This window comes from Mucilaginibacter sp. CAU 1740, from assembly GCF_039839285.1.
Taxonomy (GTDB): domain Bacteria; phylum Bacteroidota; class Bacteroidia; order Sphingobacteriales; family Sphingobacteriaceae; genus Mucilaginibacter.
Genome location: NZ_JBDOQS010000015.1, coordinates 41,004 through 66,485, shown reverse-complemented (window position 1 = coordinate 66,485; position 25,482 = coordinate 41,004). Strand labels below are relative to the sequence as shown.

Annotated in this window: 22 protein-coding genes, 1 tRNA gene and 1 riboswitch; of the genes, 11 read left to right on the top strand and 12 right to left on the bottom strand. The window is 41.3% G+C overall.

Annotated features, from left to right (window positions below):
- Positions 1-744, bottom strand: coding sequence for a polysaccharide biosynthesis/export family protein (locus AAFN85_RS26360; RefSeq protein ID WP_347530860.1), 744 nt, complete (start codon positions 742-744; stop codon positions 1-3).
- Positions 745-1,487: 743 nt separating this feature from the next.
- On the opposite strand from AAFN85_RS26360, the gene AAFN85_RS26355 reads away from it, so the two are divergent.
- On the top strand, positions 1,488-2,024 hold the full coding sequence (locus AAFN85_RS26355) for a UpxY family transcription antiterminator (protein WP_347530859.1): 537 nt from the start codon (positions 1,488-1,490) through the stop codon (positions 2,022-2,024).
- A gap of 87 nt (positions 2,025-2,111) precedes the next feature.
- The gene (locus tag AAFN85_RS26350) at positions 2,112-2,504 is read left to right on the top strand and encodes a hypothetical protein (RefSeq protein ID WP_347530858.1); all 393 of its coding nucleotides are present in this window, start codon (positions 2,112-2,114) and stop codon (positions 2,502-2,504) included.
- Between the two features lie 12 nt (positions 2,505-2,516).
- On the opposite strand, the gene AAFN85_RS26345 is transcribed toward AAFN85_RS26350, so the two are convergent.
- Positions 2,517-2,795, bottom strand: a complete 279-nt coding sequence (locus tag AAFN85_RS26345; RefSeq protein ID WP_347530857.1) for a hypothetical protein — start codon at positions 2,793-2,795, stop codon at positions 2,517-2,519.
- A gap of 798 nt (positions 2,796-3,593) precedes the next feature.
- Positions 3,594-3,786: riboswitch (cobalamin riboswitch) on the top strand.
- 180 nt (positions 3,787-3,966) lie between these two features.
- Here AAFN85_RS26345 and metE point away from each other — a divergent pair.
- Positions 3,967-6,291 (top strand): 5-methyltetrahydropteroyltriglutamate--homocysteine S-methyltransferase, encoded by a 2,325-nt coding sequence (gene metE / locus AAFN85_RS26340; protein WP_347530856.1) that lies wholly within the window; start codon positions 3,967-3,969, stop codon positions 6,289-6,291.
- Positions 6,292-6,345: 54 nt separating this feature from the next.
- Entirely contained in the window at positions 6,346-6,591 is a 246-nt protein-coding gene (locus AAFN85_RS26335) for a cysteine-rich CWC family protein (RefSeq protein WP_347530854.1), read from the top strand.
- Positions 6,592-6,597: 6 nt separating this feature from the next.
- Here the strand turns inward: AAFN85_RS26335 and AAFN85_RS26330 are convergent, their stop codons facing one another.
- Positions 6,598-6,930, bottom strand: coding sequence for a DUF2185 domain-containing protein (locus AAFN85_RS26330; RefSeq protein ID WP_347530852.1), 333 nt, complete (start codon positions 6,928-6,930; stop codon positions 6,598-6,600).
- Between the two features lie 116 nt (positions 6,931-7,046).
- On the opposite strand from AAFN85_RS26330, the gene AAFN85_RS26325 reads away from it, so the two are divergent.
- Positions 7,047-8,876 carry a glycoside hydrolase family 15 protein gene (locus AAFN85_RS26325; RefSeq protein ID WP_347530850.1) on the top strand — a complete coding sequence of 610 codons (1,830 nt, stop codon included), beginning with the start codon at positions 7,047-7,049 and terminating at the stop codon, positions 8,874-8,876.
- A 41-nt stretch (positions 8,877-8,917) separates the two neighbouring features.
- Here AAFN85_RS26325 and AAFN85_RS26320 read toward each other — a convergent pair whose 3' ends face one another.
- The 4 genes from AAFN85_RS26320 to AAFN85_RS26305 form a co-directional block, all read right to left on the bottom strand.
- Positions 8,918-9,418: an SRPBCC family protein gene (locus AAFN85_RS26320; RefSeq protein WP_347530849.1), complete on the bottom strand. Its 501-nt coding sequence runs from the start codon at positions 9,416-9,418 to the stop codon at positions 8,918-8,920.
- A 23-nt stretch (positions 9,419-9,441) separates the two neighbouring features.
- Positions 9,442-9,930: a VOC family protein gene (locus AAFN85_RS26315; protein ID WP_347530848.1), complete on the bottom strand. Its 489-nt coding sequence runs from the start codon at positions 9,928-9,930 to the stop codon at positions 9,442-9,444.
- Between the two features lie 121 nt (positions 9,931-10,051).
- The gene (locus AAFN85_RS26310) at positions 10,052-10,468 is read right to left on the bottom strand and encodes a VOC family protein (protein WP_347530847.1); all 417 of its coding nucleotides are present in this window, start codon (positions 10,466-10,468) and stop codon (positions 10,052-10,054) included.
- Positions 10,469-10,479: 11 nt separating this feature from the next.
- Positions 10,480-10,803 carry a metalloregulator ArsR/SmtB family transcription factor gene (locus AAFN85_RS26305; protein WP_347530846.1) on the bottom strand — a complete coding sequence of 108 codons (324 nt, stop codon included), beginning with the start codon at positions 10,801-10,803 and terminating at the stop codon, positions 10,480-10,482.
- Between the two features lie 164 nt (positions 10,804-10,967).
- Between AAFN85_RS26305 and kdsA the strand changes: the two genes are divergently transcribed.
- The 6 genes from kdsA (at position 10,968) to AAFN85_RS26275 (ending at position 16,717) form a co-directional block, all read left to right on the top strand.
- Positions 10,968-11,744, top strand: coding sequence for a 3-deoxy-8-phosphooctulonate synthase (kdsA, locus tag AAFN85_RS26300; RefSeq protein ID WP_347530845.1), 777 nt, complete (start codon positions 10,968-10,970; stop codon positions 11,742-11,744).
- 25 nt (positions 11,745-11,769) lie between these two features.
- The gene (locus AAFN85_RS26295; RefSeq protein ID WP_347530843.1) at positions 11,770-12,705 is read left to right on the top strand and encodes a KpsF/GutQ family sugar-phosphate isomerase; all 936 of its coding nucleotides are present in this window, start codon (positions 11,770-11,772) and stop codon (positions 12,703-12,705) included.
- A gap of 103 nt (positions 12,706-12,808) precedes the next feature.
- Entirely contained in the window at positions 12,809-14,140 is a 1,332-nt protein-coding gene (locus AAFN85_RS26290) for a nucleotide sugar dehydrogenase (RefSeq protein WP_347530842.1), read from the top strand.
- 208 nt (positions 14,141-14,348) lie between these two features.
- Positions 14,349-15,752, top strand: coding sequence for an undecaprenyl-phosphate glucose phosphotransferase (locus tag AAFN85_RS26285; RefSeq protein ID WP_347530841.1), 1,404 nt, complete (start codon positions 14,349-14,351; stop codon positions 15,750-15,752).
- 1 nt (position 15,753) lies between these two features.
- The gene (locus tag AAFN85_RS26280; protein WP_347530839.1) at positions 15,754-16,542 is read left to right on the top strand and encodes a helical backbone metal receptor; all 789 of its coding nucleotides are present in this window, start codon (positions 15,754-15,756) and stop codon (positions 16,540-16,542) included.
- 93 nt (positions 16,543-16,635) lie between these two features.
- A tRNA-Leu gene (locus AAFN85_RS26275) sits at positions 16,636-16,717 on the top strand.
- A 93-nt stretch (positions 16,718-16,810) separates the two neighbouring features.
- Here AAFN85_RS26275 and AAFN85_RS26270 read toward each other — a convergent pair.
- The 5 genes from AAFN85_RS26270 to AAFN85_RS26250 form a co-directional block, all read right to left on the bottom strand.
- Positions 16,811-17,335: a hypothetical protein gene (locus AAFN85_RS26270; RefSeq protein ID WP_347530838.1), complete on the bottom strand. Its 525-nt coding sequence runs from the start codon at positions 17,333-17,335 to the stop codon at positions 16,811-16,813.
- 63 nt (positions 17,336-17,398) lie between these two features.
- Entirely contained in the window at positions 17,399-18,118 is a 720-nt protein-coding gene (locus AAFN85_RS26265) for a hypothetical protein (protein ID WP_347530837.1), read from the bottom strand.
- A gap of 317 nt (positions 18,119-18,435) precedes the next feature.
- Positions 18,436-19,482 (bottom strand): PmoA family protein, encoded by a 1,047-nt coding sequence (locus AAFN85_RS26260; protein WP_347530836.1) that lies wholly within the window; start codon positions 19,480-19,482, stop codon positions 18,436-18,438.
- A gap of 69 nt (positions 19,483-19,551) precedes the next feature.
- A complete protein-coding gene (locus AAFN85_RS26255) occupies positions 19,552-20,907 on the bottom strand; it encodes a Gfo/Idh/MocA family oxidoreductase (protein WP_347530835.1) in 1,356 nt (451 codons plus the stop codon).
- A 241-nt stretch (positions 20,908-21,148) separates the two neighbouring features.
- On the bottom strand, positions 21,149-25,453 hold the full coding sequence (locus AAFN85_RS26250) for a two-component regulator propeller domain-containing protein (RefSeq protein ID WP_347530834.1): 4,305 nt from the start codon (positions 25,451-25,453) through the stop codon (positions 21,149-21,151).
- Positions 25,454-25,482 lie beyond the last annotated feature (29 nt).

Below are 25,482 nucleotides of genomic sequence, written 5' to 3'. Positions count from 1 at the left end.
TTAATTTTTTAGTACACTGGTAAGGACAATTGTAATAACTGATAGCGCTGATAGTACAAGGCTAACAGTACGGTAGCTTCTATCGCCCGAGTTGGTTTTGGTTTTATCGGGCTGAACATAGATCACGTCGTTATTTTTAAGGTAATAATACGGCGATTTGAAAATCTCTGCCGATGTAAGATCCAGGTTGATGTACTGACGTTTATTGTCAATTTCACGGATCAGGAGCACGTTGTTACGTATGCCGGTTATATTAAGATCGCCGGCAAGACCTAAGGCTTCAGTTACAGTTATCCGCTCGTTGGCAACCGGATAAACATTTGGCCTGGCAACATCGCCAATAACCGAAATTTTAAAATTCATGATCCGCACATTTGCAGTCGGCTCTTTTAAATAGGTAGTTAGCTTTTTTCGTATCTGCTGTTGTACAACATTGGTTGTTAAGCCGGCTACTTTAACAGTTCCAATTAATGGTAACTGGATATTCCCATCCAGATCAACCAGGTAGCCGCCTTTATTGTTATCGTCTTTCCAGGCCTCGGGATTAAGGCTGCTTACACTTATACTAAGTATATCTTGCGACTGGATAGTAATCGGTGAAAAGTTATCGACGTTATCACTTATCTTATCTGATCTTTTCAGGTCTTGAAAATAAGGTACATTTTTATACGAGTTGCAGGAAGTGCAAATTACCATTGCCGCCAATGCAAAAAGGAGACGGTTTACCATTGAATATATTTTCATGTGTAAATCTTTGTTATTAGATGTATTTGGAGTATTTAAAAAGTAGTTTAATAATCTGGTGCGTTATTGTTTAACGTTGCCTAAGCGGAGAAAAGAGAGGTTTTAACGAGTAAATGGGAGTACTTTATAAAGCTTCGCCATTTCACTTACAGTAATTGTGTTTCTTTGATAAAAAAACAAGCTGTTTATTGATAATCGTTTGCAACTAAATTGTTTTAACCGATAACAATGCCATAAAAGTAGATGAATAATTGCGTTTTTGGCATTTAAATTGAAAACTGCTACAAATGTGTGAAGCAGTGTGCAAAAATTTCACACTTTGTATTGTGTCTTCAATAAAATGAATGATTTTAAGCATCATGTTTTTATTAATTAATTTACAATTAATTGATTTTCAGTTATTTTTATTTATTTAGGTGCTCTCGTTTATTTTCTTCTCATTATATAAAGGAGCTTTGAACTACTTTTTTTGATTGGAGGTACGTTTTTTAAAATCACCTTCATTTTAAAAGCGAAGGATAGCTTGTTGCCGTAAGTTTAGTAGTGATTTGATAAGATATTGTTACTTATTCTATATTATTAAATATGTTTTATTTTTAGTGTTTTTAATATGTGAATTAATATTTATTTAGCAGCCTCGGTTTTTTGGTGAATGGCGTGTGTGGTTTTGAAATGTGTAAAAATGACAGCCGCGGAATTTAATGGTACGATAATTTGTATTACAATTTATAAAAAACCTAACCGTGGAGAATAAATTGTTAAAAATCAAAAGCACTTCGGCCAAGCAATGGATGGTGGTTTATACACGATCCCGGTTCGAGAAAAAAATCGACAAGAATTTAAAAGATCAAAACATTATGTCTTTTTGCCCTGTAATGAGGTCGAAAAACAAATGGGCTGATAGAATTAAAATAGTCGAAACACCTCTTTTTGCCTCATATCTGTTTGTAAATGTAAGCCAGTACGAATATCAAAAGGTTAAAAGTACTTCGGGAGTTTTGAGCTTTGTTTCGCATTGTCAAAAGCCAGTAACCGTAAGCGAACATGAAATTGAACGCATAAGGAAAATTACCGAAACCTACGCAGAAGTAGAGGTTGTGCAACTAAGCAATTTAAATGTAGGGGATAGGGTTAAGATAAAAGAAGGTTCTCTTTTAAATGTAGAGGGTGTTGTAAGCCGTGTAATGGGTAAATTGGTTTTAATGACCATCGAATCATTAGATTGTGCCCTGGTAATAAAAGTGGGTCTTGAGCAACTTGCTTTAAACGAAGCCAGCTAAATTTTGATAAAATTAACCGTTTTATAATTGCAGAGTTAAAGCTTTGTGATCATAAAATCCCAAAAAAACACTAAACTTTTCCTCTATATGGAGTTGCATTACGGTCAGATAATTGAACGAACGATAAGGCGGAAGGGGTATAGCATAAGCGAAGTTGCGCGGTTTGTTAAAGTTAACCGCCGGTCTGTTTATTACTGGTTTGATCAGCAATACCTTAAAAAAGACATTATTTATCAAATAGGATTGTGCTTAAAGCACGATTTTTCTGTCGAATTTCCGCATTTATTTAAGAGTGAAGATTTCGAGCAAGATAGAACTGAAAAAAAATCGGCCGCTGAGTTAGCTGGCGAACAACAGATGCAGGAATATTGGAAAAATAAATACCTGGAAGTGCTTGAAAAATACAACGAGCTTTTAATCAAAACCGCGGTTGTGGGTTGGGATGCAAAACCAGGCGAAGGTAGCAGTGGGCCTGCTTAGCCTGGTTGCTATTTAAAGATTTGAAGTATATATAGTTTTTAAAAAAAGGCTTAATTCTCTCATAAATTTAAGCTGTGGGCGTATAGTCTCTAAGGTCATCTCCGGGTTTTCGTTGTCAATAACCGAATCGGAGATCGAATCTATCATTAATCCAAATCCATCTTTACTGATATCCATAAAGGTAGCACAGTGCTCCAGGAACTCTTTAAATTCAACAGAATTTAATTCAAAACTGATCCCGTTTACAGTTACAGTTCTGTCATCAGCAAGGTGTTTTCTTTCGGCTACCATTTTCACTCTAATGTGATTTAAATTACTTGTATAAATAAATTTAGTAAAGCCCGCGGGTTAGTTTTTGGAAACAACCTTTAGGAATAGTTACTGAACTGTTTTTACGGAGAGTTATTTAAAAAGTTTCGTACTTGGTTGTTTTTTTTTGTTTTAGATTGAATCAAACCAAAACAAAAGTTTTTTTATAGTTAAAAAAATTAATAATTTTAATGTGTATTAATTTGCCCACTGTGGATATTTATACCCGAACTGTTGAATGAAATGCACTGTTGGTGGTTATTTTTTATAGCAGAAGGTTGTGTAGGCAAAAAGACATTTAAACACTGTAACAATATTGTTAAGCAAAATATTGGCTTTTAAAGGCAAGCAGCCACGATTTTCAACTATTTAAATTGTTTTTAATATAATAATTACCCGGAAATTAAATCAAAAATGCAATATTAATATGCCGGACAATCAAAAATAATAATTGGACTTACAGTGTTATTTAAATTACTTCTTTTTGCGATACTAAACCTTATACGATAAAGCAAATTAATTGGTTACATAAAATGTACGAATTTTATGCCACTATTTGTACCCGTTAAAAACAGCGTGATGTTATGCTTGAAACTTGAATTTAATTAATTGATTATCAGTGTTATTTGAAAAATAAAGCACCGGGTCGTCCAGTTGGGAATGCTTGGAAAAGTTTTAAAACACACGGCTTTTTGTGATGTATGTGGAAATTAATAAACAACACTAACTACAACCGATAGCCTGTATCGCTATATTTGCGCAGATATAGTTCTTTACTTTACTTCATCAACCGGTATAGGTTTTACTTAATTGTAAATTAATAGGGAATCGTGTGTAAATCACGAACTGTCGCGCAACTGTAAGTAACACAACAAGTTTTTACCAATAAATACCCACTGTTCCGCTTGTCGGAATGGGAAGGGTGGTAAAAATGTTACAAGTCAGGAGACCTGCCTAATACTGAATTGACAATGCTTTCGCGGTATGAAGCTTAGGTCGAGGTGTTTTGATTTTACTTGTTTTGCCGGGTTTATCGTGCCCTGTGATATGGTATTGCCATATATTCCTTTCTCTCCTTTTCATATTAACAAACATTGCGAAGCTTACCTTAAAGGGCTTTTAACCGATTTATTCATTTAATCAATTAAAAGACATGCTAACGCAAAACTTAGGCTACCCGCGCATTGGTAGCCGACGCGAATTAAAAAAAGTTTGCGAAAACTATTGGGCAGGCAAAACCGGCCTAAAAAACGTGCTTACGGTAGGTAAGTACATCAGGGAAGAAAACTGGTTATTGCAAAAAGAAGCCGGTGTCGATCTGATCCCATCAAACGATTTTTCGTTTTATGATCAGGTACTCGATCATTCTTTTATGTTCGGTGCTATCCCCAAACGCTATCATGAAGTGATAAATCAGAGCGGAAACACCGAACTCGACCTTTATTTCGCCATGGCACGTGGCTATCAAAAGGAGGGGCTGGATGTAGTAGCCATGGAGATGACCAAATGGTTTGATACCAATTATCATTACATAGTACCCGAATTTTATAAAGATCAGCAGTTTAAACTTTTCTCTACCAAAATTATCGACGAGTTTTATGAGGCCAAACAATTAGGTATCCTCAGTAAACCGGTGCTAATTGGCCCTGTATCGTACTTGTTATTAGGAAAAGAAAAAGAGGAGGGCTTTAATCGTATCGATCTGATAAAAAACTTATTGCCCGTTTATTTCGATATCCTCAATAAGTTAAAAGCCCTTGGTGCCGAATGGATCCAATTTGATGAGCCATTTCTGGCGCTTGATATTGATGAAAAAACGGAACGGGTTTTAAAAGATACATACAAGGCTTTAAAGAAAGAATTCCCTTCAATAAAGATCATACTGGCAACTTATTTCGAAAAGCTTGGCGATAATACCGCTTTAGCAACCTCATTGCCTGTGGATGCTTTGCATATTGATCTGGTACGCGCGCCGCAGCAATTGGATGAGGTAATAGCGCATTTGCCAAAAACAACCATCTTATCGTTAGGAGTGGTTGACGGACGTAATATTTGGAAAAACGATTTCGTAAACTCGCTTGGCGTTATCAAAAAAGCGATTGATAAAATAGGAGAGGATAGGGTATGGATAGCTCCTTCATGTTCGCTTATCCACTCGCCATGCGATCTGCAGAACGAAACAAATGAGGATGTGCTCACCGCAGAAATTAAACAATGGCTGGCCTTTGCCCGTCAAAAAATAAGCGAAGTGGTATTGCTGAGCAAACTATCCGAAGCCAATGTGAGCGATGGTAGTTTGCACCAGTTGGCTAAAAACAGGGAAGCCAATGAAGCCCGCCGCACCTCGGCCCTGATCCATAACCAGGTGGTAAAGGCACGGGTAAATGCCATAACCGAAAATGATGCAAAACGCGTAAGTGATTTCCCTGTCCGTAAAGCACAACAACAACAAGTGCTTAACCTGCCGTTATTTGCTACCACAACTATTGGTTCTTTCCCGCAAACAGCCGAAGTAAGGAGCTGGCGCGCCCAGCTTAAAAAAGGAGCGATCACCGAAAAGGAATATGATAAACTGATAGCCGCCGAAACTGAAAAAGCTGTTAGATGGCAGGAAGAAATTGGCCTTGATGTACTGGTTCACGGCGAGTTTGAACGAAACGACATGGTTGAGTACTTTGGCGAGCAACTGGCAGGCTTTACTTTTACAGCCAATGGTTGGGTGCAAAGCTATGGCAGCCGTTGTGTTAAGCCACCTATTATTTATGGCGATGTATCGCGCCCGGAAGCTATGACGGTTAAATGGTCGGCTTATGCCCAGTTTTTAACGCAAAAATGGATGAAGGGGATGTTGACGGGGCCGGTGACTATATTGCAATGGTCGTTTGTAAGGAATGACCAACCTCGTTCTGAAACCTGCACCCAAATAGCGCTGGCTATTCGTGATGAAGTTTGCGATCTGGAAGCGGCAGGTATTAAAATTATCCAAATAGATGAGCCAGCCATACGTGAAGGCCTTCCGCTGCGACGCGCCGACTGGGATAAATACCTGAATTGGGCGGTTACAGCCTTCCGCATCTCGGCCAGCGGCGTTCAGGATACCACGCAGATCCATACCCATATGTGCTATTCGGAGTTTAACGATATTATTAAAAATATAGCTGATATGGATGCCGATGTTATCACCATAGAAACATCACGCTCACAAATGGAACTGCTGGATGTTTTTGCCGATTTTAAATATCCTAATGAGATTGGCCCAGGCGTTTACGATATCCATTCGCCACGAGTGCCCGATCGAAAAGAGATGATCCATCTGTTGAAAAAAGCGCAGGCAGTTATACCTGATGCCCAGCTTTGGGTAAATCCCGATTGCGGCTTAAAAACCCGTGGATGGGACGAAACCAAACGCGCGCTTATCGAAATGGTTGAAGCGGCCAAAGCTATCCGTGAAAGCGTAACGACCGACGTGGTTTTGTAATTATTTTAAAGCTGTGCGCTGTATAGCAGGCGCACAGCTATTTTAATCTGTGTTATGGCTAATCATGAAAATAAAAACTGCCCGCGTTGCAATGCAGCTTTTGAATGTAAGGTGGGTAGTATTTTACTATGCCAGTGTAACGGCATAGCTTTTACAGAACATGAATGGGATTACATCCGCTTAAATTATCATGATTGCTTATGCCGTAAATGTTTACAGATAGTAAAGCATGAAATAAGCACGAGTGCTGTTCAGGAAAAAATGAATACAATACTTGGAGCGATCAAAAAGAAAACTTAGTGCAACTTATCCTGCTATCAGGTTGAACTCATCTGTTCCGCGTATGCGTTCCAACTCGGCACCTATGGGTAGTTGTAGGTACGGAATAATCGCCTTATCATAATTGGCTATAGTGTTTACATCATAAACAGAAGTATTATCCGGGTCATCAACATAAGCCTGATCTTCAGTGCCCGAGAAAAATCTCCAGCCACTATCAAGTTCATTGTGGGCTTCTTCGCGGTACATGTAATCAACTGCAAGGCCGTCAACTGTAATTTTATCTGTTGCAAGGCAGCCACACATAGGATTTATTAGTTGTTTTATTTCTTCGGGTTTAAGTTTGAAGTTTTTACTCATAAGCCAATTAGCATGGCACTAAGTTAAGAGATGTTAATGGCAAATTTCCTGGTTGCCTATATTATTGGGTTGTATATCGAATATAAACAAGTTTCGACCAAGCTTGTTAACCTCACATGAAACACCAGGAACGACAATATCAATCCATTGAAAATTATGGTATTATAGGTAATTTACAAACAGTGGCCTTGGTATCGCTCACCGGATCTATCGATTTTATGTCGTTCCCGCGGTTTGACTCGCCTACTATTTTCGCTTCCATGCTCGATTCGAAAAAGGGCGGCTATTTTTCTGTTGAACCTCAACTGGACGATGCTACAACCAAGCAACTTTATATCCCTGGTACGGCCATATTACTAACCCGTTTTTTTGCCGACGGTGGCATTGCCGAGATTACAGATTATATGCCTTTACCCAACACTGCCGGAGTTTCGGTATGCGCCATTGTAAGGAAAGTAACGCCGGTGCGCGGCAAAATTAAATTTAAAATGAATTGTGTACCGCGCTTTGATTATGCAGCGGCAAAGCACGAGGCCGAATTGAAGAAAAATGGCATCGTTTTCCGTAGTATTAATGATGGCAATGCCAAACTTAAGCTAATGGCCGATATCCCCCTGAAACTAAAAAAGACGGATGGATACGCCGAATTTACTTTAGAGGAAGGCGAAGTAGCCCACATTGTGCTCGAATCGATGGAGGAGGAGAGCGAACAGGCTTTTAGTGATATCGACTATTATGTAAAGCAAACCTACCTCGAAACTATACACCTTTGGCGTGCATGGCTTAATAAAACCAGTTATAAAGGACGGTACAGCGAGCATATCTATCGCTCGGCCATCACGCTTAAGCTACTTACTTCGGCGCAGTTTGGTTCGGTAGTGGCGGCTCCTACATTTGGCTTGCCCGAAACTATTGGCGGAAACCGTAATTGGGACTATCGCTTTACCTGGATCCGCGACGCCGCGTTTACCATGTATGCTTTCCTGGCACTGGGCATGAATGATGAAGCTACCGCTTTTTTAGATTGGATCTTTAATCTTTGCCAGGAAACCAAATTGCAGTTGCTTTACCATATTGACGGAACAGGTGGGGTAAAAGAAGTTGAGTTAAAGCATCTTGAGGGCTACAAAGCATCCAGGCCTGTAAGGATAGGAAACGGTGCGGCACAGCAAACCCAAATTGATATTTACGGCGAGCTGATTGATACCATATACATATATGATAAAACCCACAAGCCCATAACTTATGAATTTTGGCAGCTGATAAGCAAACAAGTTGAATGTGTGATTAACGACTGGCAACTGCCCGATCATGGAATCTGGGAGATCAGGAACGAGAAGAAGGAGTTTCTGCATACCCGCCTGATGTGTTGGGTGGCTATGGACCGGGCCATTAAAATTGCTGAACATCGATCGTTCCCATATCCGGAGGCAGAATGGCGTTCGGTACGTGATGAGATCTATAAAGATATCTACAATAATTTCTGGAACGATGAGGTAGGAGCCTGGGTGCAATATAAGGGCAGTAGTCATGTTGATGCCAGCGCCTTGCTAATGCCGTTAACACATTACATTTCGCCCCTTGAACCAAGGTGGCTTTCAACCATGAAAGTAATAGATAAAGAGCTAAAGCTGGATGTGTTGGTGAGCCGGTACCAAAACAGCATAGAAAAGGTAGACGGACTGGAAGGAGAGGAGGGTACTTTTAATATGTGCTCCTTTTGGTACATCGAAGCGCTTGCCAAAAGCGGCGAGATTGACAGGGCGGTAGAAAGCTTTGAAAAAATGATGGGTTACGCCAATCACCTTGGCCTGTTTAGCGAGGAGCTTGGCAAAAAAGGAGAGCACCTTGGTAATTTTCCTCAGGCCTTTACGCACCTTGCTTTGATCAGTGCCGCGCTTGAGCTTGATAAACAATTAGGCAGGCAGCGGGAACTTACTTTATGAAGGTGTTCTGATGGTTCCGCCAGAACACCTTTAAATATATGTTAACTGATATCTTCCGCTTCAAAAAGCTCATCCAGGCGGTGGTGCGAATCATTTACGCCTCGTTCCATACCTGATTGCAGCATGCCATCCCTATCAGCGACGGATTGAAATACTGATTGAATAGTTACCCTTGTCCGGTTATTGGGCAAAGCTTCAAAGCGGGCCGTCTCCAGGGTAACGTGGCCGCTTTCCGGTAAGCCTTCAAATTCAAAGGTTTGGATAATGCGCTCAGGACTGGTAACATCATGAATGACCCCGTGAAAGCCGTATTCATTACCGGCAGTGTCACCATGAATGTACCGGTACGAGCCGCCGCTCTTAACATCAAATTTATCGATCTTCATAGTGAGTTCGCGCGGGCCGAGCCATCTTACTATTAGCTCTGGCGTGGTGAAGGCTTTAAATACAAGTTCACGAGGTGCTTCAAATTCTCTAACAATAAAAATTTCCTGTTTACCGGGTTCGGCTTTAATGCTGGTTTGGTTTTTGGCAGTGATCATGATTTTTTATTTAGGGTGATCGGTTAATCGTTATCGTTGGCTTCCTGCAGTTCTTTAATGTTGAGTTTGGTCATCTTCATCATAGCAGCCATAACCCGTTGGGCTTTTGCTGAGTTAGGATTGTTGTAAAGCAGATCGCTCATAATGGCCGGTGCTATTTGCCAGGTAACGCCAAACTTATCTTCCAGCCATCCGCACTGGCTTGTTTTGCCGCCTCCGGCAGGTAAAGCCTCCCACAGATGGTCTATTTCTTCCTGATCTTTACAATCAATATAAAATGAAACAGCAGGAGAGAAGGTGAACATCGGTCCGCCATCTAAAGCCATAAATTGCTGGTCTTCTATCCGGAAGGTTGCAACCAACATTTTATGGCCGCTGTTTGGATCTGTCAACGAACTCAGTTCGCTTTCCGAATTTTTAAATACCGAAGTGTAAAATTTCAGCGCTTCCTCAAGGTTGCCGTTAAACCATAAAAATGGATTTACTTTTTGTTGTGCTTTAAATGTTGCCATGGTTTCTGTTTTTTTAATTGGTTAAAATTTCGTTTTTGATAATCCAAAGTTACCCGCGGGTTTAGCTGGGCAGGGAGTGCAAAAACGACGAGATCAGGGGGCGATAGCGACAATTTTATTTTTATCGTGGCATTTTGCTCATATCCATATAAAGCACATTCCAGCTATGGCCGTCGGGGTCGATAAACAGGCTGCCGTACATCCAACCCTGCATATCGTGTGGTTTATGATTGCTTTTTCCACCGGCTGCAACGGCTTTTTCTACAAGCTCATCAACTTCTTCCTTGCTTTCGGCGTCTATTGATAATAATACCTCTACACCTTTTGCGGTATCTGCAAGGCCGCAATTTTCAACAAAACCTTTAAAGGTAGGCTCGTCAAAAAGCATCACAATTACATCTTTTTCGCCAATTTGCATAGCTGTCGAATTTGCGCTGTTACCAAATTGCGAATTGAATTTAAAGCCGAGTTTGCCAAAAAACTCGCGCGATACGTTTACATCTTTTACAGGCAGGTTGATCCAGAATTGCTTTGTCATAATAGTGGTTTTTATTGGTTATCGTTATTTTTAAGCTCCTCGAGTAGGTTATCAAGCGCGTCAAATTTTTCTTCCCACAACCTGCGGTAACGCTCAACCCATTGGGCTACCTCGTTAAGTTGTTTTAAGCGGGGTTCGCAATATCTTTCGCGGCCTCTTTTTTTTATATCTATCAGTCCGCACTCCATTAAAATTTTAATGTGCTGAGAAATGGCCGGGCGGCTAACGTCAAAATTATCGGCAATAGCATTCAGGTTCATGGGCTTAAAAGCTATCAGGTTTATGATGTCGCGGCGGGTAGGATCGGCTATGGCCTGGAATACATCTCGTCTCATTATTTTAATATGTAAGTGATTGCTTACAAATTTATATGTAAGCAATCACTTACGCAAGTGTTTTTTTTGATTTTATTGATATGTAAGTGTTTCGGCGCTAATTATGATCTATAACTACTTCGCAAAAAAATCAGCATCTTTGTACCCTACAAATCACAAATACTATGTTGTTTGAACAAATAAGCCAAAAGCCGTTTTTTATTCTTGGTCCATGCGTAATGGAAAACCAGGAACTATTATATACCGTAGCCGAGAAAGTAGCCGAATTAGGTCAGAAATATAATGTACCGGTTATTTTCAAATCATCGTTTGATAAGGCTAACCGCACATCTATCCATTCGTATCGTGGTCCGGGATTAGAGAAAGGTATGGAGATGCTTTTCAACGTTAAAAAACGCTTTGGCCTGCCTGTTACTACAGATATTCACGAGCCATCCCAGGCAGCTGTTGTTGCCGAAGTTGCCGATATATTACAGATCCCTGCTTTTTTATGCCGCCAAACCGACCTGTTGGTTGCTGCCGCCCAAACAGGTAAAATAGTAAATGTTAAAAAAGCACAGTTCCTTTCAGGCCAGGATATGTTTTATCCTGCACAAAAAGTTATCGAGGCCGGCAACAACCAGGTAATATTAACCGAGCGTGGTAACATGTTTGGTTACAACAACCTCGCTGTTGATTTCAGGAACATTTACGATATGAAAGCTTTTGGCCATCCCGTATGTATGGATTGCACCCACTCGGTACAACGCCCGGGCGGCGCAGGTGGTAAAACCGGCGGCGACCGTACCTTTGTACCCATGATGGCCCTTGCTGCAAAAGCCTTCGGTGCCAGTGGTTACTTTATGGAAACACACCCTGATCCGGATAATGCTCTTAGCGACGGCCCTAACATGGTTAAGCTGCATGAATTGGAAAACGCCATTTTGCCGTTAATAGGATAACATTTTTAGAACAAGGTATCGCTATATGAAGGATATTGCCAGGCGGGTTTTTGATATTGAGATAGAGGCTTTGCAACATGTTGCCGGCCTGCTTGATGATAGTTTTGATGAGGTGGTTGACGTGATATTAAAATCAACCGGCAAACTGATCATTTCGGGCATTGGCAAATCAGGGCTTATCGGTAAAAAAATAGCTGCAACTTTATCAAGCACAGGCACACCAAGTTTTTTCCTGCATCCCGGCGAGGCATTTCATGGCGATTTGGGTATGGTAGGCCGTGATGACCTGGTTGTACTCATTTCGTACTCTGGCGAAACAGATGAGGTGTTAAAAGTTATTCCGTTTTTAAAATGGAATAACAATACTATCATTGCTATAACCGGCAACAAGGAATCAACCATAGCTAAAAATTCAAGCTATCACCTTTACGTTAAAGTTCCGCGCGAGGCCTGCCCGCTTGAGCTTGCACCAACGTCATCAACAACCGCGGCACTTGTTATGGGCGATGCCCTGGCGATTGCTTTAATGGAAGCCAGGAAGTTTCAGCATCATGATTTTGCGCGCTTTCACCCCGGTGGCAGCCTTGGCCGCAAGCTATTAGTTAAGGTGAAAGATTTGATGCGTACAGATAAGCTTCCGTTTATTAATGAAGATGCCTCGTTTATGGATCTGCTATTAAAGATGTCGGAAGGGCGTTTGGGCATGGTGATGGTGGGCGATGCATCATATATTAAAGGTATAGTAACCGATGGCGATTTGAGGCGTGCCTTGTTACAACATCCGGATACTTCAACGTTAACCATTAGCGATATCATGACCTTTAGCCCCATTATAATTGATGGCGATGAGTTTGTAGGTAGGGCAGAGCAGATCATGATCGAAAAAAAAATTACCACTTTACTTATCGGCTCGCCGCAAAACAAGTCGATAGCAGGGATTTATCAAATTTATACCATTTAATTTTCAATTGAGTTAAACAATTGCGGGGTGTTTGGGGTTAAAGCGATGCTGTGTTATTACACACAATTGTTAACTTTACGCTATCTAAATACTACCGTGTTAAATGTTTGATCAACCCAACCCGATCACCCCGAAGTTTCAACCTCCAGCCAATGTCAGCATCGCAATTATTGGTCTTGGTTACGTAGGCCTGCCCTTAGCTGTAGAGTTTGCCAAAAAATATCCTGTAAAAGGTTTCGATATAAAACAAAGCCGTGTTGATGAATTGAGCCAGGCACATGATCGTACGCTTGAAACAAGCAGCGACGAGCTTTCGGCAGTTTTAAACCAACAGGAGGGAGGCAACGGACTAAGCTTTACATCGCAGGTAAAAGATATTTCGACCTGTAATGTATATATAGTATCTGTACCTACCCCAACAGATCAGCACAACAGGCCGGATTTGAGTCTACTTATCAAGGCCAGCAAATCAATAGCGAGTGTATTGAAAACCGGCGACGTGGTGATCTATGAATCTACCGTTTATCCCGGCGTTACCGAAGAGGTTTGCGTGCCAATATTGCAAAGCGAATCTGGCCTGGAGTATAACGCCGAATTTTATGCCGGCTATTCGCCCGAAAGGATCAATCCCGGCGATAAGATCCATACACTTACCAATATTTTAAAAGTAACATCTGGCTCAACACCCGAGGCGGCTGATTTTATCGACGATCTTTATCGTTCCATCGTAAAAGCCGGCACGCATAAAGCGCCTGCAATAAAAGTAGCGGAAGCTTGTAAGGTGATAGAAAACTCGCAACGGGATATCAATATCGCTTTTGTGAACGAGTTGGCCAAGATTTTCAATATTATGGGTATTGATACCCACGCTGTTTTGGCGGCTGCGGGTACTAAATGGAACTTTTTAAATTTTAAACCCGGACTTGTTGGCGGGCATTGCACCGGGGTTGATCCTTATTACCTGGCAGCCAAGGCCCAGCAAATGGGCTATCACCCCGAAATTATTTTGGCCGGGCGGAGACTTAACGATGGCATGGGATCATACGTGGCGCTTGAGGTGATCAAATTAATGGTGAAAAACGATATTCCGGTTAAAAACTCCAAAATACTGATATTGGGTTTCACCTTTAAAGAAAACTGCCCTGACGTGCGCAACACACGGGTTATTGATATAGTTGACGGCCTTAGTGGTTTTGATGCCAGCTATGAAATTTTTGACCCCTGGGCCGACCCTGAAGAAGTTAAACGGGAGTACGGAATATCAACAATAAAAAAACAATCTGAATTAACTGGTAGTTATGATGCTGTAATTATGGCTGTAGCCCACCGTGAATTTTACGATCTGGATTACCAGGCTTTAAAGCGGACACCCGCCTCGGTAATTTATGATATAAAGGGTGTTGTTGACGCCGGGATTATAAACGGACGGTTGTAAATGTTGCTTTTACAGTTATTTTTATTTATAAAAATTTCATTTTTACCTATTGATAACGGAGATTTCATTTTGAATGAATTTCTTAATTTTTAATTTTGTGCCTATTAGGATAATACATTCATAACCTTGCTCTCATTTCATTATGACATTGTTATTTGCAATAATTATTCTAAATTTAGCAAGGATACTACAATAAGCTCTCATATACATGATTCACAGATACGCTACTTTTATTAAAGCAGTGAACCTTACCATTGATTATATTATACTTAATATGAGCATGGTTATTTCTTACTTCATCGAAGATCGATCATACATTTTTTGGATTAATAACCGGAAGTATTTGCCCATAGTATTGGTTTTTAACCTGATATGGTTGCTATCTGCAAACATCTCAGGGCTGTATGAGCATGTATTGAATAAAGATTCAATTAAAACTTATCGGGGTGTAATTAAAACCTACCTGCTTTTTGTGAGCCTGATATGTTTTACAATCATTATTTTAATAGGCACTAATGCTTACGCCATTACCCGCGAATACCTTTTTTACTCGTTGGCTTTATTTGGCTTTTTACTTGGCCTCTGGAAGCTTATTTTCCTCAGTATCCGTAAAAGTGACCGCGCCTCGCTTATTGATACCCGTGCAGTGATCATAATCGGTGGAGGCCGCATAGGTGCAGATCTGTACAGTTTTTTTAAACAAAACCCTGAGCGTGGTTACAACCTGATGGGTTTTTTTGATGACGACCGGAACAGGGTTCTGGAACCTAATATGTATTTAGGCGGAACCGACGATTGTATCAGCTACGTACTGAATAACAAGGTTGACGAGATCTTTTGTACGCTGCCAAATTCTGAAGCTAACAAAATAGAGCAGCTGATGCTTGATGCCGATAAGAACCTCATCAGGTTTAAATTTATCCCCGAGTATTACGATTATGCTAAAAAACCAACTTTTATACAAAGCTTTGGCCATATCCCGGTTATATCGGTAAGGCCAGAGCCTTTAGAGAATATGCTTAACCGTTCAATTAAGCGTTTATTTGATATTTGCTTCGCTTTGTTTGTGATCCTTTTTATTTTCAGTTGGTTGTTCCCTATACTGGCCATCATTATTAAACTGGAGTCACGCGGACCTATCTTCTTTGTGCAGGAAAGATCGGGCAGGGATAATAAGCCGTTTAAATGTTATAAATTCCGCAGTATGCGGGTTAACCACGATTCGGATAAAAAGCAAGCTACCCGCGGCGATTCGCGTATCACCAAATCGGGAGCATTTATCCGTAAAACCAGTTTGGATGAGTTACCCCAGTTTTTTAATGTGATATTGGGCAACATGTCTGTAGTAGGGCCAAGGCCACATATGATCAGCCACACCCAACAGTATTCACAACTAATAGATACTTTTATGGTTAGGCATTTCCTTAAACCAGGTATTACCGGTTGGGCACAGGTTAGGGGTTTAAGGGGCGAAACGCAAACTACCCAGGCTATGCTTGAGCGTGTGGAAGCCGACGTTTGGTACCTCGAAAACTGGTCGTTTTTGTTAGATATGAAGATCATTTTCCTTACGGTTTGGAATGTGGTAAAAGGCGAGAAGAACGCGTTTTAACATGGCCGAATTTCGCGATCAGTTAAATCGTGTTATAAGCCTCCACAATACACCCAAACGTATTATATCAATAGTTCCGTCGCAAACGGAACTATTGTTTTTTATGGGGCTTGATACCGAGGTTATCGGCATCACCAAATTCTGTATCCATCCTGCCGATAAATTTAAAACCGCCGAAAAAATAGGAGGGACGAAACAACTCGATATAGAAAAGATCAGGTTGATGGCTCCCGATTTGATCATCGCCAATAAAGAAGAGAATGATCGTGTACAGGTTGAGCAATTAATGGAGATCTGCCCGGTATGGATAAGCGACATTAATGATCTTGATTCTGCCTTGCAAATGATAACCACAGTTGGTGACATGGTTGAGCGAAAAGAACAGGCAGAAAGTCTTTGCAAGGAAATTATCCAGCGATTCAACGCCCTGTCTAAAATTGATATCAATCTCAAGGTTGCATACCTTATTTGGCGCAAACCTTATATGGCAGCAGGTACTGATATTTATATTGATCATATGCTTAAAATCTGCGGTTTTACTAATGCTGTAATGCAGGAGAGATATCCCGTAGTTACCCCGGATCAACTTATTGAGGTCGATCCGGATATAATTCTTCTTTCATCCGAACCTTATCCGTTCGGGCAAAAACACATTGATGAATTTAAAATAATGCTCCCAAATGCTAAGATCATATTAGTGGATGGTGAGATGTTTTCATGGTACGGGAGTAGGCTTTTATACGCGCCCGAATACTTTAAGGGATTGATTAATGAGGTGACAAAAAATTAATGTCAACAAAATGAGCATGATAGATAAAAAATGAAAAATATGTTTTTTTATTTAACACTAAACGCTATCTTTGCAGCCTGTTAAATCAGAAACGCGGAAGTGGCGTAATTGGTAGCCGCACCAGACTTAGGATCTGGCGCTTCACGGCGTGGGGGTTCGAGTCCCTTCTTCCGCACAGGATGTAAAAACCCTCTTAAAAGTGATTTTAAGAGGGTTTTCTGTTTTAGGGGGGATTTAAAGGTGTTTGATGATAACGGTTAATCATTTGCTAAAGCTCTTCCTGTTCCTTTGCGTATTGCGATAATTCCTCCTGCGTAAATAGTATTTCATGATTGGTTGATTGTTCAAAGAGTTTTTCGGCGGCCCTAAGCTTTCTGGAGCCATCTGCATCTAATATCCAATCCATTTGCGATTCTTTTATGTAATCATATTCTATTTCATAGAATGTATTAGGCCAACGCGCTTTGTTAGTACTATCCCATTGAGTATTTTTACAATAGTGGCATTCATCCAGAAAAACTGCCTTATATCCACAGATGCTGCAATCTGAAAGTTCAGAAAAAAAACGACTGATGTACAGACTGTCTTTCTCTTCAAGTTTGTTTTTGGGAATGGCCTTTAGTAAAGCATAGTAGTTAATTTGTGTATGATAAAAATGAGCATACAAAACTTCCCTGCCAAATGCTAAAAAACCGCGTGTATAAAATTTTACCTCTTTATAATTCCTTTCAAATTCCACTCTGAAAGCCTTATTGAAATTGAAAGATTTAACTTTAATATAGGTATGATCCATAATGTAATGACAGGTACGAGGAACTGGTAAAGTTGTAATGAGAGGTGATTGATTTTGATGAGTTTATTGATACCACGGCTGTTCGAGGATAATTATTTCCTCCAATCTTCGATAAGCTGCAAAATCTATTTTACCTGCTAATACTAAAGAGTAAAGTACTTCATCCACACGATCAAGCAACGGATCCCCATATTTCAGCCGGGCATCAATTATTGAGCCGATAGGTAGATGAGACGTTTGCTCAAATTTTTGCCGCACATAATCTATTGCCGCTGGTGCAAAAACAATGGGGTAGCTAAAGCCCATATTAAGCCCTTCTAAAGTATCACATTCATTTAGCTCTTGCCGTAAATAGCCTGTAAACATCGATCTTACACCATATCCAAAATATAGATCGTCATTTTTCTTTAATTGATAGCCTTTATTTAAATAATCGTCTGGAGGATAGAAATTTTCTTTACACACCCAGGTTAATGTGAAATCGTCTAAATAACTGTCAACATGAAATTGAGCTACTGTAAAATCGATGTTTCTCAATATATGTTCGAGTTTTAAAACCAATTTATTCCAGTCGTGAAGTTCAAGGCCAAAACCTTTATAAGTTGCGGCAAAAGATAGCATCATCTCCTCGTAATAATAAGGAATCTGATAATCACCGAAACTGAATATATTAGTATTGATGAACGGATAATAGTTATCCTGCCCTAAAGATTTAATAAAGTTGATTGAACGTTTATAATCCCTGTTTAATCTTATAGCTCCATATATTGAGTTAAATTCCATCTTAAATTAATTATATTAAAAATGTAGCCATTGATGCCAAGAGGCCGTTTAAAAATATATAAAAGTCGTCATTATAAGGTACGAAGCAATCCCAGATAGGCAGAGGAGCTATCCAAGTTCGCCTTGTATAGTAGGGGATTGCTTCGTTCCTCGCAATGACATGGGAGATAAAGCAGTTTTATTTAATTGTTTTTAAACAACTTTTAAGAAATATATTCCGGTGTGTAATTACTTTGGTGTTTAAAAAAGAAAAGTCTTCTTTAAATTTTCATTAAAGAAGACTTTATATGCTAAAGTGTAACAGATTCTATCTCGCGTTATTTCGTTTTTCCAAATTCTGTAGCCGTATTATTCAGCCAAGCCACGCTACTTGTTTGCTTACCACTATGCACCACAATCCGATATCTAAACGTTACCGATTCCCCCTTTTTTAAAGTAAGGTTCTTCTCCGATTTGCCGTTGGTGAAAATCTTCTCGCCGAGCGGGTTCGCAGCAAACAGGCCATAGCCGCGGGCATGCCAAAAAGTTGGATAATTAGGATTTTGAGGATGATCAATAATAGCGATACTTACCGAATCGGCACCCATTTTACCGTAAACTTTGCACCATACACCACGCGTACTCCAGGCATCGTTACCTGCTTTACCCTCGCTGGTAAGATAAGTGCCATTGGCTACCTTATCTTCACCGCCTTTTACTATGGTTACGTTACCTTTATCATCGGTAAATTTCTGATCGGCAGGATCTGGTATCTGCAGTTCATGCGCCAGGCGTAGGCCAAGCATTCCGTCTTTGGCATCTTTAAATACGGCGTCGGTGTTGGCGGTTAAGGTGGTTATGCGATCTATAACACGATCGTCGCCTGTGCCGCTAAATTCAAAGCGGGTGTTTTCTTCCAGTATTACCTGCTTTTGTTGGTTTGTCCAGTTGGCATGGTAGGCCAGTACACCTTTATTGCCGCTTTGTACTTTTGTTATTTTATCAGTCCGGATCCAGCCATAGCCACTTTTTTTATCAGCAGGTATAGCAAACGAGTTATTCCAGAAATCAAGCCCGTTCAGGTTTTCGAAGTTGAACCAAAGTCCTATATGATGCGGATGATCGGTAGGATCGCCGGGACGGGTAGCCAGCGGAAAGCCTCGGGTTACCAGTGTTCCGTTTGCCGCCTGGATAGGGTATAGCACCGGCTTTTCGAGCGTATCGGGATAAAGGAAACTTGTAAATGGTTTTCCTCCAATGCTGATATCAATTTTGTTTTTTGCTGATTGTGTTACTGTTACCGGTTCGGCTTTTTGCGCCCTTGTTACGGTAATAGCAGCGGAGCTAACCGCGAATATGAGCGTGCAGGTTTTTAATATTTTCATGGTGATGTGAGGTTAATACCGGGTTAGGTTATTTGATAAAACCTAACCCGGTAAAAATGATCAGGACGATCAATATTTAAACACTTTTCCGTTGGCCATCACTTCTTGTGTGGCTTCATCAAAGGTTGCTTTATAACCGGTATGCACGGCGGCATTGGTCATGATGTTTGCTATTGAGTGACTGTAGCCTGCATCAACCGGGGCGTTAGGTTGCTTACGGCTGCGAACGCATTCCATCCAGTTGCGGACGTGATTTGAAGTAAGCACATCTCCGCCGGTATTGGCTGATGCCACAACTTTCTCGGTATTAGCCAGGCTAAGATCGGGGAGGAGGTTAGCATTCATGTGCATGGCGTCGGCCATTTTCTGGGTAAGACCTCCTTCGGGTGATACCTTATTAGTATTGAGGTTCAGTTCACCTCCGTTTGAGTAATAGATCTCGGCAGGGTGCTCATCGCCATTGTGCATGCGTGAGCCAAAGGTAACCTGGAAACCGGTTTTAGGATCGTCAAGCGGACCGTAATCAAACGCGGCTAAAATGGTATCCCAATTACGCCTGCCATCTTTCCAAACATAAATACCACCGTTAGCTACAACGCTACGTGGGTGTTTTAAACCGGTAAACCAGTGTACGGTGTCAATTTGGTGGCTCATCCACTGGCCAGGCAAACCTGATGAGTAAGGCCAGAATAGGCGATATTCTAAATATTTACGCGGATCAAAATCCTCGTAAGGACGATTCATGATAAAACGCTTCCAATCTGTATCCTGTTCTTTTAGCTGACTGAGCAATTCAGGTCTGCGCCAACGACCTGGCTGATTTACATTCCAGGTAAGCTCAACCATAGTTATCGGCCCGAATTTTCCCGAACGGATAAAATCATTAGCCGCGTGGTAGTTTGCCCCACTACGGCGTTGCGAACCGATCTGCACTATCTTGCCCGAGTCTTTAACCGCTTTCAATGCCGCTTTGTTATCCTCCATAGTTTCGGCAAACGGCTTTTCAACATAAGCATCGCATCCGGCTTTTACGGCCTCGATGGTGTGGCGGGCATGCTGAAAATCGGCAGTGCTGATAAATACGGCATCTACGGTTTTGCTGTCGTATAATTCTTCATTATTGCGATAGGCCTTTACATCGTGCTGCATTTTGTCTTTCCAAAGTGCGGCTCCCTCGTCGCGGCGTTTGTTCCAGATATCAGATACGCCTACCACATCAAAATTAAGCTCTTTATAATGGTTCATGAAGCTGGGTACGTGCGAACTTTTGTGACGATCTGAAAAGCCCACTACGCCAACCCGCACACGGTCGTTCGCGCCAATAATGCGTTTATAACTTTGGGCACTCCAGCCTTTTGATGTTAATACAACTCCAGCCCCGGCCAACGCGGCCTGCCTGATAAAAGTACGACGTGATTTTTCCATTCGGTAGATTTTTGGTTTGCAGGTTATTTTTCTGTTGAAAATACTAAGCATCTCCAATAGAATGCCCTGTATTATCTATACAAAAAGGTAAATTGGTTTAATAACGCGCTCAAGCACGCTTAAACCAAATATCGAAGAATTGGGCTGAAAAGCAATAAGATTTTTAAATGTTAATGTAACAATTGTAGTGAAGCAGTTACAATTGCCTCTACAGGGCTATCAGGATATATCAAGAAATGATCTATACATATTTACCGTTAGGCCTTTTCATCATTTTGTGGGCAGCCCTCAATACATTGATCAATGCTTCGGTTTTCATGGGTTTGGCAATGTAATCGTCCATGCCTTCGGCAATACACATGTCCCTGTCGTCGGGGCCGGCATTGGCGGTCATGGCTATAATAAAAGGCTGCTTAAACGCGTATTGGCGAATATGACGCGTAGCCTCAAAACCATCCATTTCGGGCATCTGAACATCCATGAACACCACATCAAAAGTAGGGTTGGATTTTAGTTTCTCCAGTGTTTCATAACCGTTTTGCGCCAAAACAAAATCATAACCCAATTTCTCCAGCATGCGGCTGATGAGTTTTTGGTTTACTGTATTATCTTCCGCAACAAGGATGCTCAATGGGTGTTCTTTTGCAAAAGTAGCATCAAGTAATTTGTCAGTTTTAGCTTCTGTAGGGGGACTAAATACTTTCCCTTGAAACTCGGTCTGGATACTTTTACCCAACTGAGCCTGTTTTACTGGCTTGGTAAGGATGCTTGAAAATAAGCCCGGGTACTTACGTTTAGAGCCATCGCCAATAGAGCTTAACATAATAACGGGAAGGCCGGTATGTTTTTCCTTTATAGCTCTTGCAAGCGCTGCGCCGTCCATTCCCGGCATTTCCATATCTGTTATCACCAGGTTAAAACCTTCGGTTTCGGCCAAAATATCTAAAGCGTGCTTCCCGGAGGCGGCAGCTACGGTTTGTATGCCCCATTGTTCCAGCTGGGTTTGTAGTATAAAACGGTTGGTTTTATTATCATCAACAATTAAAACGGTTTTACCTTCCAGTTCGGCGGCGTTAAATACAATAGGTACGTTTTTAGATTGCTTTTTGCTGATAGACGTTTTAATGGTAAATACGAAAACAGATCCCTCGCCATACACACTCTCTACCCAAATTTCGCCCCCCATTAATGATACTAACCGCTCGCTGATCACCAGGCCCAAACCCGTACCGCCGTATTTACGGGTGGTAGATGAATCAACCTGCGAGAAAGCGCTGAACAGCGTGGTAAGCTTATCTTCGGGGATACCAATACCGGTATCCATCACACTAAAGCCTATCTCAATTTCCTTGTCATTAACGCTTTTTGAAAGGAACACTTTAATAAATACCTCACCCTTTTCGGTAAACTTGATGGCGTTTCCTGTTAAATTGGTAAGCACCTGCTTAAGCCGCAGGCTATCGCCAATAATTTGCTGGGGCAGGGCAGGGTCTATCTGGTAAACCAACTCCAACTCGCGTTTGGCAGCGGTTTGAGAGAAGATGTCCATCACCTCCTCAATACAAAGCCTCAGGTCAAAGTCTTCCTGCTCCAGGTCCATTTTGCCCGATTCGATCTTTGAAAAATCGAGGATATCGTTAATTACATTCACCAAACTATCACCGCAGGAAATGATGGTATCTGTGTAATCTCTTTGCTCGGCATTCAGTTCAGTATCGCTAAGAAGCGAGGCCATGCCGATAACACCGTTCATCGGTGTACGGATCTCATGACTCATGGTGGCCAGGAAAACGCTTTTGGCCTGGTTGGCTTTATCGGCCTCTTCGCGGGCTTCTTGTTCCTGTTGTTTTTGTATTTGTAACTCTTCCGATTGCGAAAGCAATTCTTCGTTCAAAGCCTGCAGCTCTTCCGATTGATTTTGAAGCTCAACGTTAAGGATCTGCAGGTTCTCTGATTGCGTCCTCAACTCTTCCGATTGTTGGATTACCTCGGCTGTACGTTCGGTCACCTGCTCTTCCAGTTGGTGTTTTTGCCTGATGAGTAGGTTCACTTTGTAACGATATACGGCGTAAATAACAGCCGCTATAAATAATATTGCGAGGCTAACAAACCACCAGGTAAGCCAAAAAGGCGGCAATACGGTAACTTTCAGGCTTATTTCATGCCTCGACCAATGGCCATCTGCATCCCTGCTTTTCACCCTGAAGGTATAATCGCCGGCGGGCAGGTTGGTATATGTAGCACTGTTTTTATTGCCCACGTAATTCCATGTTTTATCGAAGCCTTCCAGCATGTATGCGTACGATTCTTTGTAACTCAGCGCGTAATCAAGTGATACGTATTCGAATGAAATTACCGATTGGGTATGTGTTAAGGTGATCGATTTTGCTTCGGTTATATCTTCTTTAAGCGGCGATGGATCATTGCTGTTTTGAGCTACGCGGATGGATTTATTGAAGATCTGAAAATCGGTTAGTTCCATTTCCGGATCATAAACATTATCCCTGATGCTATCCGGGTTGAACATGTTAAAGCCGTTAACCCCACCAAAATAAAGTACGCCATCGTGCCCCTTTACTGCCGAGTGCGGTTTAAACTCTTCGGCCTGTAAGCCCTCTTCAATAGTGAAATTCCGGAATTTGTTGGTTTTAGGATTATAGCGGGAGAGACCCTTATTGGTACTGATCCATAAATTGCCGTCGCTATCTTCTTCCACGGCATAACAATAATTTGCCGGCAGACCATCCTTCATTTTAAAATTGGCGACTTTACCCGTAGCCGGATTTAAGCGATAAATGCCCCCATAGGTACAAATCCAGATATTGCCCAGATGATCTTCAAACAGATCAAGCGCGGTATTATTGCCAAGGGCACTGTTTAGTTTTTCGTACTGTACCGGTTTAAATGAGTTTGTTAAAGTATCGTACAAATTAACACCACCATCGTTAGTACCAACCCATAGGTTCCCTTTCGAGTCGGCAAGCAACGAGTTAATATTATCGCTGCTGATGCTTTTTGGATTTTTTGCATCATGGCGATAATGGATAAACTTACTGGTTTTAGGATCAAACCTGTCAAGCCCGGTTCCCAATGTACCGAACCATAACTTACCATCGGGCGTTTTCTCAATGGCATAGATATTATTACCGCTGATGCTGCCGGTATCTTTAGGGTTGTGCCTGTACGATTTGAAAGTGCGTGTAGCAGGGTTCATCATACTTACGCCATCGCCCCAGGTACCTATCCAAAGGTTGTTTTTGGCATCTTCTTTTATCGCCAGCACATAATCGCCACAAATGGTGCTTTTGTCGTTTTCGTTATGTTTATAGGCTTTGAGATCTCCAGTCTCTTTGTCGAATAAATTCAAACCCCCGCCATCTGTTCCGAGCCAGATATTATCCTTTTTATCCTCATAAATACTGAGCACAAAATTGTTGGATAGACTGGTTTTGGCGGCGTTGTGCTTATAGTGAGCAAAGTTTTCGCGCGTTTTTTTATAAAAATTAAGTCCCGATGCAAAAGCGCCAATCCACATGTTACCGCTTTTATCGCGCAGTATAACATCAACCGAATTATTGGCTATGCTGCTATTATCTACATCATCCTGAAAATGGTTATTGAATTTGCCCGCGGCGTAGTTAAAAATGCTCAAACCACCATTTTCGGTGCCTATCCAAAGGTTGCCTGCGCTATCCTCAGCTAATCCTTGAACGCTGTTGTACGAAAGGGAATTGCTGTTATGCGGATCGTTTTTAAAATGCGTGAAGCTTTTTGAATCCGGATTGTACAGGTTGAGCCCGCCATCGCTAACGCCAATCCATAAACGGCGATCAGTATCCTCAAAAATGGCGTTGATCTTATTGGAAGATATCGACGCGCTATTACTGCCATCCTGAACAAAGCGGGTAAAATTATTGTTGCTGCGATTATAAAGGTTGAGGCCGCCGTAGGTGGTACCCACCCAAAGGTTGTTGGCCCTATCAATACATACTACGCGGGTATTATTATCGCTCAGGCTGTTGCTATCAGCAGGGTTATATTTAAAATGGGTGAACTTGTTTTTGGTGATATCAAGCCTGTCGAGGCCTTCCTTTTGATTACAGATCCATAGGTTGCCGGTTTTATCAAGTGCTATCTTAACTAAAATATCACTGGCAAGCGAGTTGCTGTTTTTTTCGTTATGGCGATAATGCACAAAGCGGTCTTTTTTTCGGTCGTACATATTTAAACCGCCACCGCTTGTAGCTATCCAGAGGTTGCCTTTTGTGTCTTCAACTATATCCTGCACAAAGCTATTGCTAAGGCTGGTGGTATCGCCAAGTATATTTTTAAAGATCTTGAATTGAATACCATCGTACCGGTTAAGACCATCGCGTGTGCCCACCCAAATAAATCCGCGGCTATCCTGAATAATACAATTAATATTTAATTCGGAAAGCCCTTCGTTACTGCCGATGTGCTGAAAATGGAGCGGTCGGTTTTGCGAAAAAGCGCATACGAAAATAGCCTGCAACAGCAAAACAAGGTAATACTTAAAGCTATTCATTAAAATATTTCTGGGCAATTTTGAAGCAG

Bases quoted from the DNA above. Each gene is read 5' to 3' on its own strand.
- AAFN85_RS26360 (WP_347530860.1), bottom strand. From the start codon at position 744: ATGAAAATATATTCAATGGTAAACCGTCTCCTTTTTGCATTGGCGGCA.
- AAFN85_RS26350 (WP_347530858.1), top strand. From the start codon at position 2,112: ATGGAGTTGCATTACGGTCAGATAATTGAACGAACGATAAGGCGGAAG.
- AAFN85_RS26345 (WP_347530857.1), bottom strand. From the start codon at position 2,795: ATGGTAGCCGAAAGAAAACACCTTGCTGATGACAGAACTGTAACTGTA.
- metE (WP_347530856.1), top strand. From the start codon at position 3,967: ATGCTAACGCAAAACTTAGGCTACCCGCGCATTGGTAGCCGACGCGAA.
- AAFN85_RS26335 (WP_347530854.1), top strand. From the start codon at position 6,346: ATGGCTAATCATGAAAATAAAAACTGCCCGCGTTGCAATGCAGCTTTT.
- AAFN85_RS26330 (WP_347530852.1), bottom strand. From the start codon at position 6,930: ATGAGTAAAAACTTCAAACTTAAACCCGAAGAAATAAAACAACTAATA.
- AAFN85_RS26325 (WP_347530850.1), top strand. From the start codon at position 7,047: ATGAAACACCAGGAACGACAATATCAATCCATTGAAAATTATGGTATT.
- AAFN85_RS26320 (WP_347530849.1), bottom strand. From the start codon at position 9,418: ATGATCACTGCCAAAAACCAAACCAGCATTAAAGCCGAACCCGGTAAA.
- AAFN85_RS26315 (WP_347530848.1), bottom strand. From the start codon at position 9,930: ATGGCAACATTTAAAGCACAACAAAAAGTAAATCCATTTTTATGGTTT.
- AAFN85_RS26310 (WP_347530847.1), bottom strand. From the start codon at position 10,468: ATGACAAAGCAATTCTGGATCAACCTGCCTGTAAAAGATGTAAACGTA.
- AAFN85_RS26305 (WP_347530846.1), bottom strand. From the start codon at position 10,803: ATGAGACGAGATGTATTCCAGGCCATAGCCGATCCTACCCGCCGCGAC.
- kdsA (WP_347530845.1), top strand. From the start codon at position 10,968: ATGTTGTTTGAACAAATAAGCCAAAAGCCGTTTTTTATTCTTGGTCCA.
- AAFN85_RS26295 (WP_347530843.1), top strand. From the start codon at position 11,770: ATGAAGGATATTGCCAGGCGGGTTTTTGATATTGAGATAGAGGCTTTG.
- AAFN85_RS26290 (WP_347530842.1), top strand. From the start codon at position 12,809: ATGTTTGATCAACCCAACCCGATCACCCCGAAGTTTCAACCTCCAGCC.
- AAFN85_RS26285 (WP_347530841.1), top strand. From the start codon at position 14,349: ATGATTCACAGATACGCTACTTTTATTAAAGCAGTGAACCTTACCATT.
- AAFN85_RS26280 (WP_347530839.1), top strand. From the start codon at position 15,754: ATGGCCGAATTTCGCGATCAGTTAAATCGTGTTATAAGCCTCCACAAT.
- AAFN85_RS26270 (WP_347530838.1), bottom strand. From the start codon at position 17,335: ATGGATCATACCTATATTAAAGTTAAATCTTTCAATTTCAATAAGGCT.
- AAFN85_RS26265 (WP_347530837.1), bottom strand. From the start codon at position 18,118: ATGGAATTTAACTCAATATATGGAGCTATAAGATTAAACAGGGATTAT.
- AAFN85_RS26260 (WP_347530836.1), bottom strand. From the start codon at position 19,482: ATGAAAATATTAAAAACCTGCACGCTCATATTCGCGGTTAGCTCCGCT.
- AAFN85_RS26255 (WP_347530835.1), bottom strand. From the start codon at position 20,907: ATGGAAAAATCACGTCGTACTTTTATCAGGCAGGCCGCGTTGGCCGGG.
- AAFN85_RS26250 (WP_347530834.1), bottom strand. From the start codon at position 25,453: ATGAATAGCTTTAAGTATTACCTTGTTTTGCTGTTGCAGGCTATTTTC.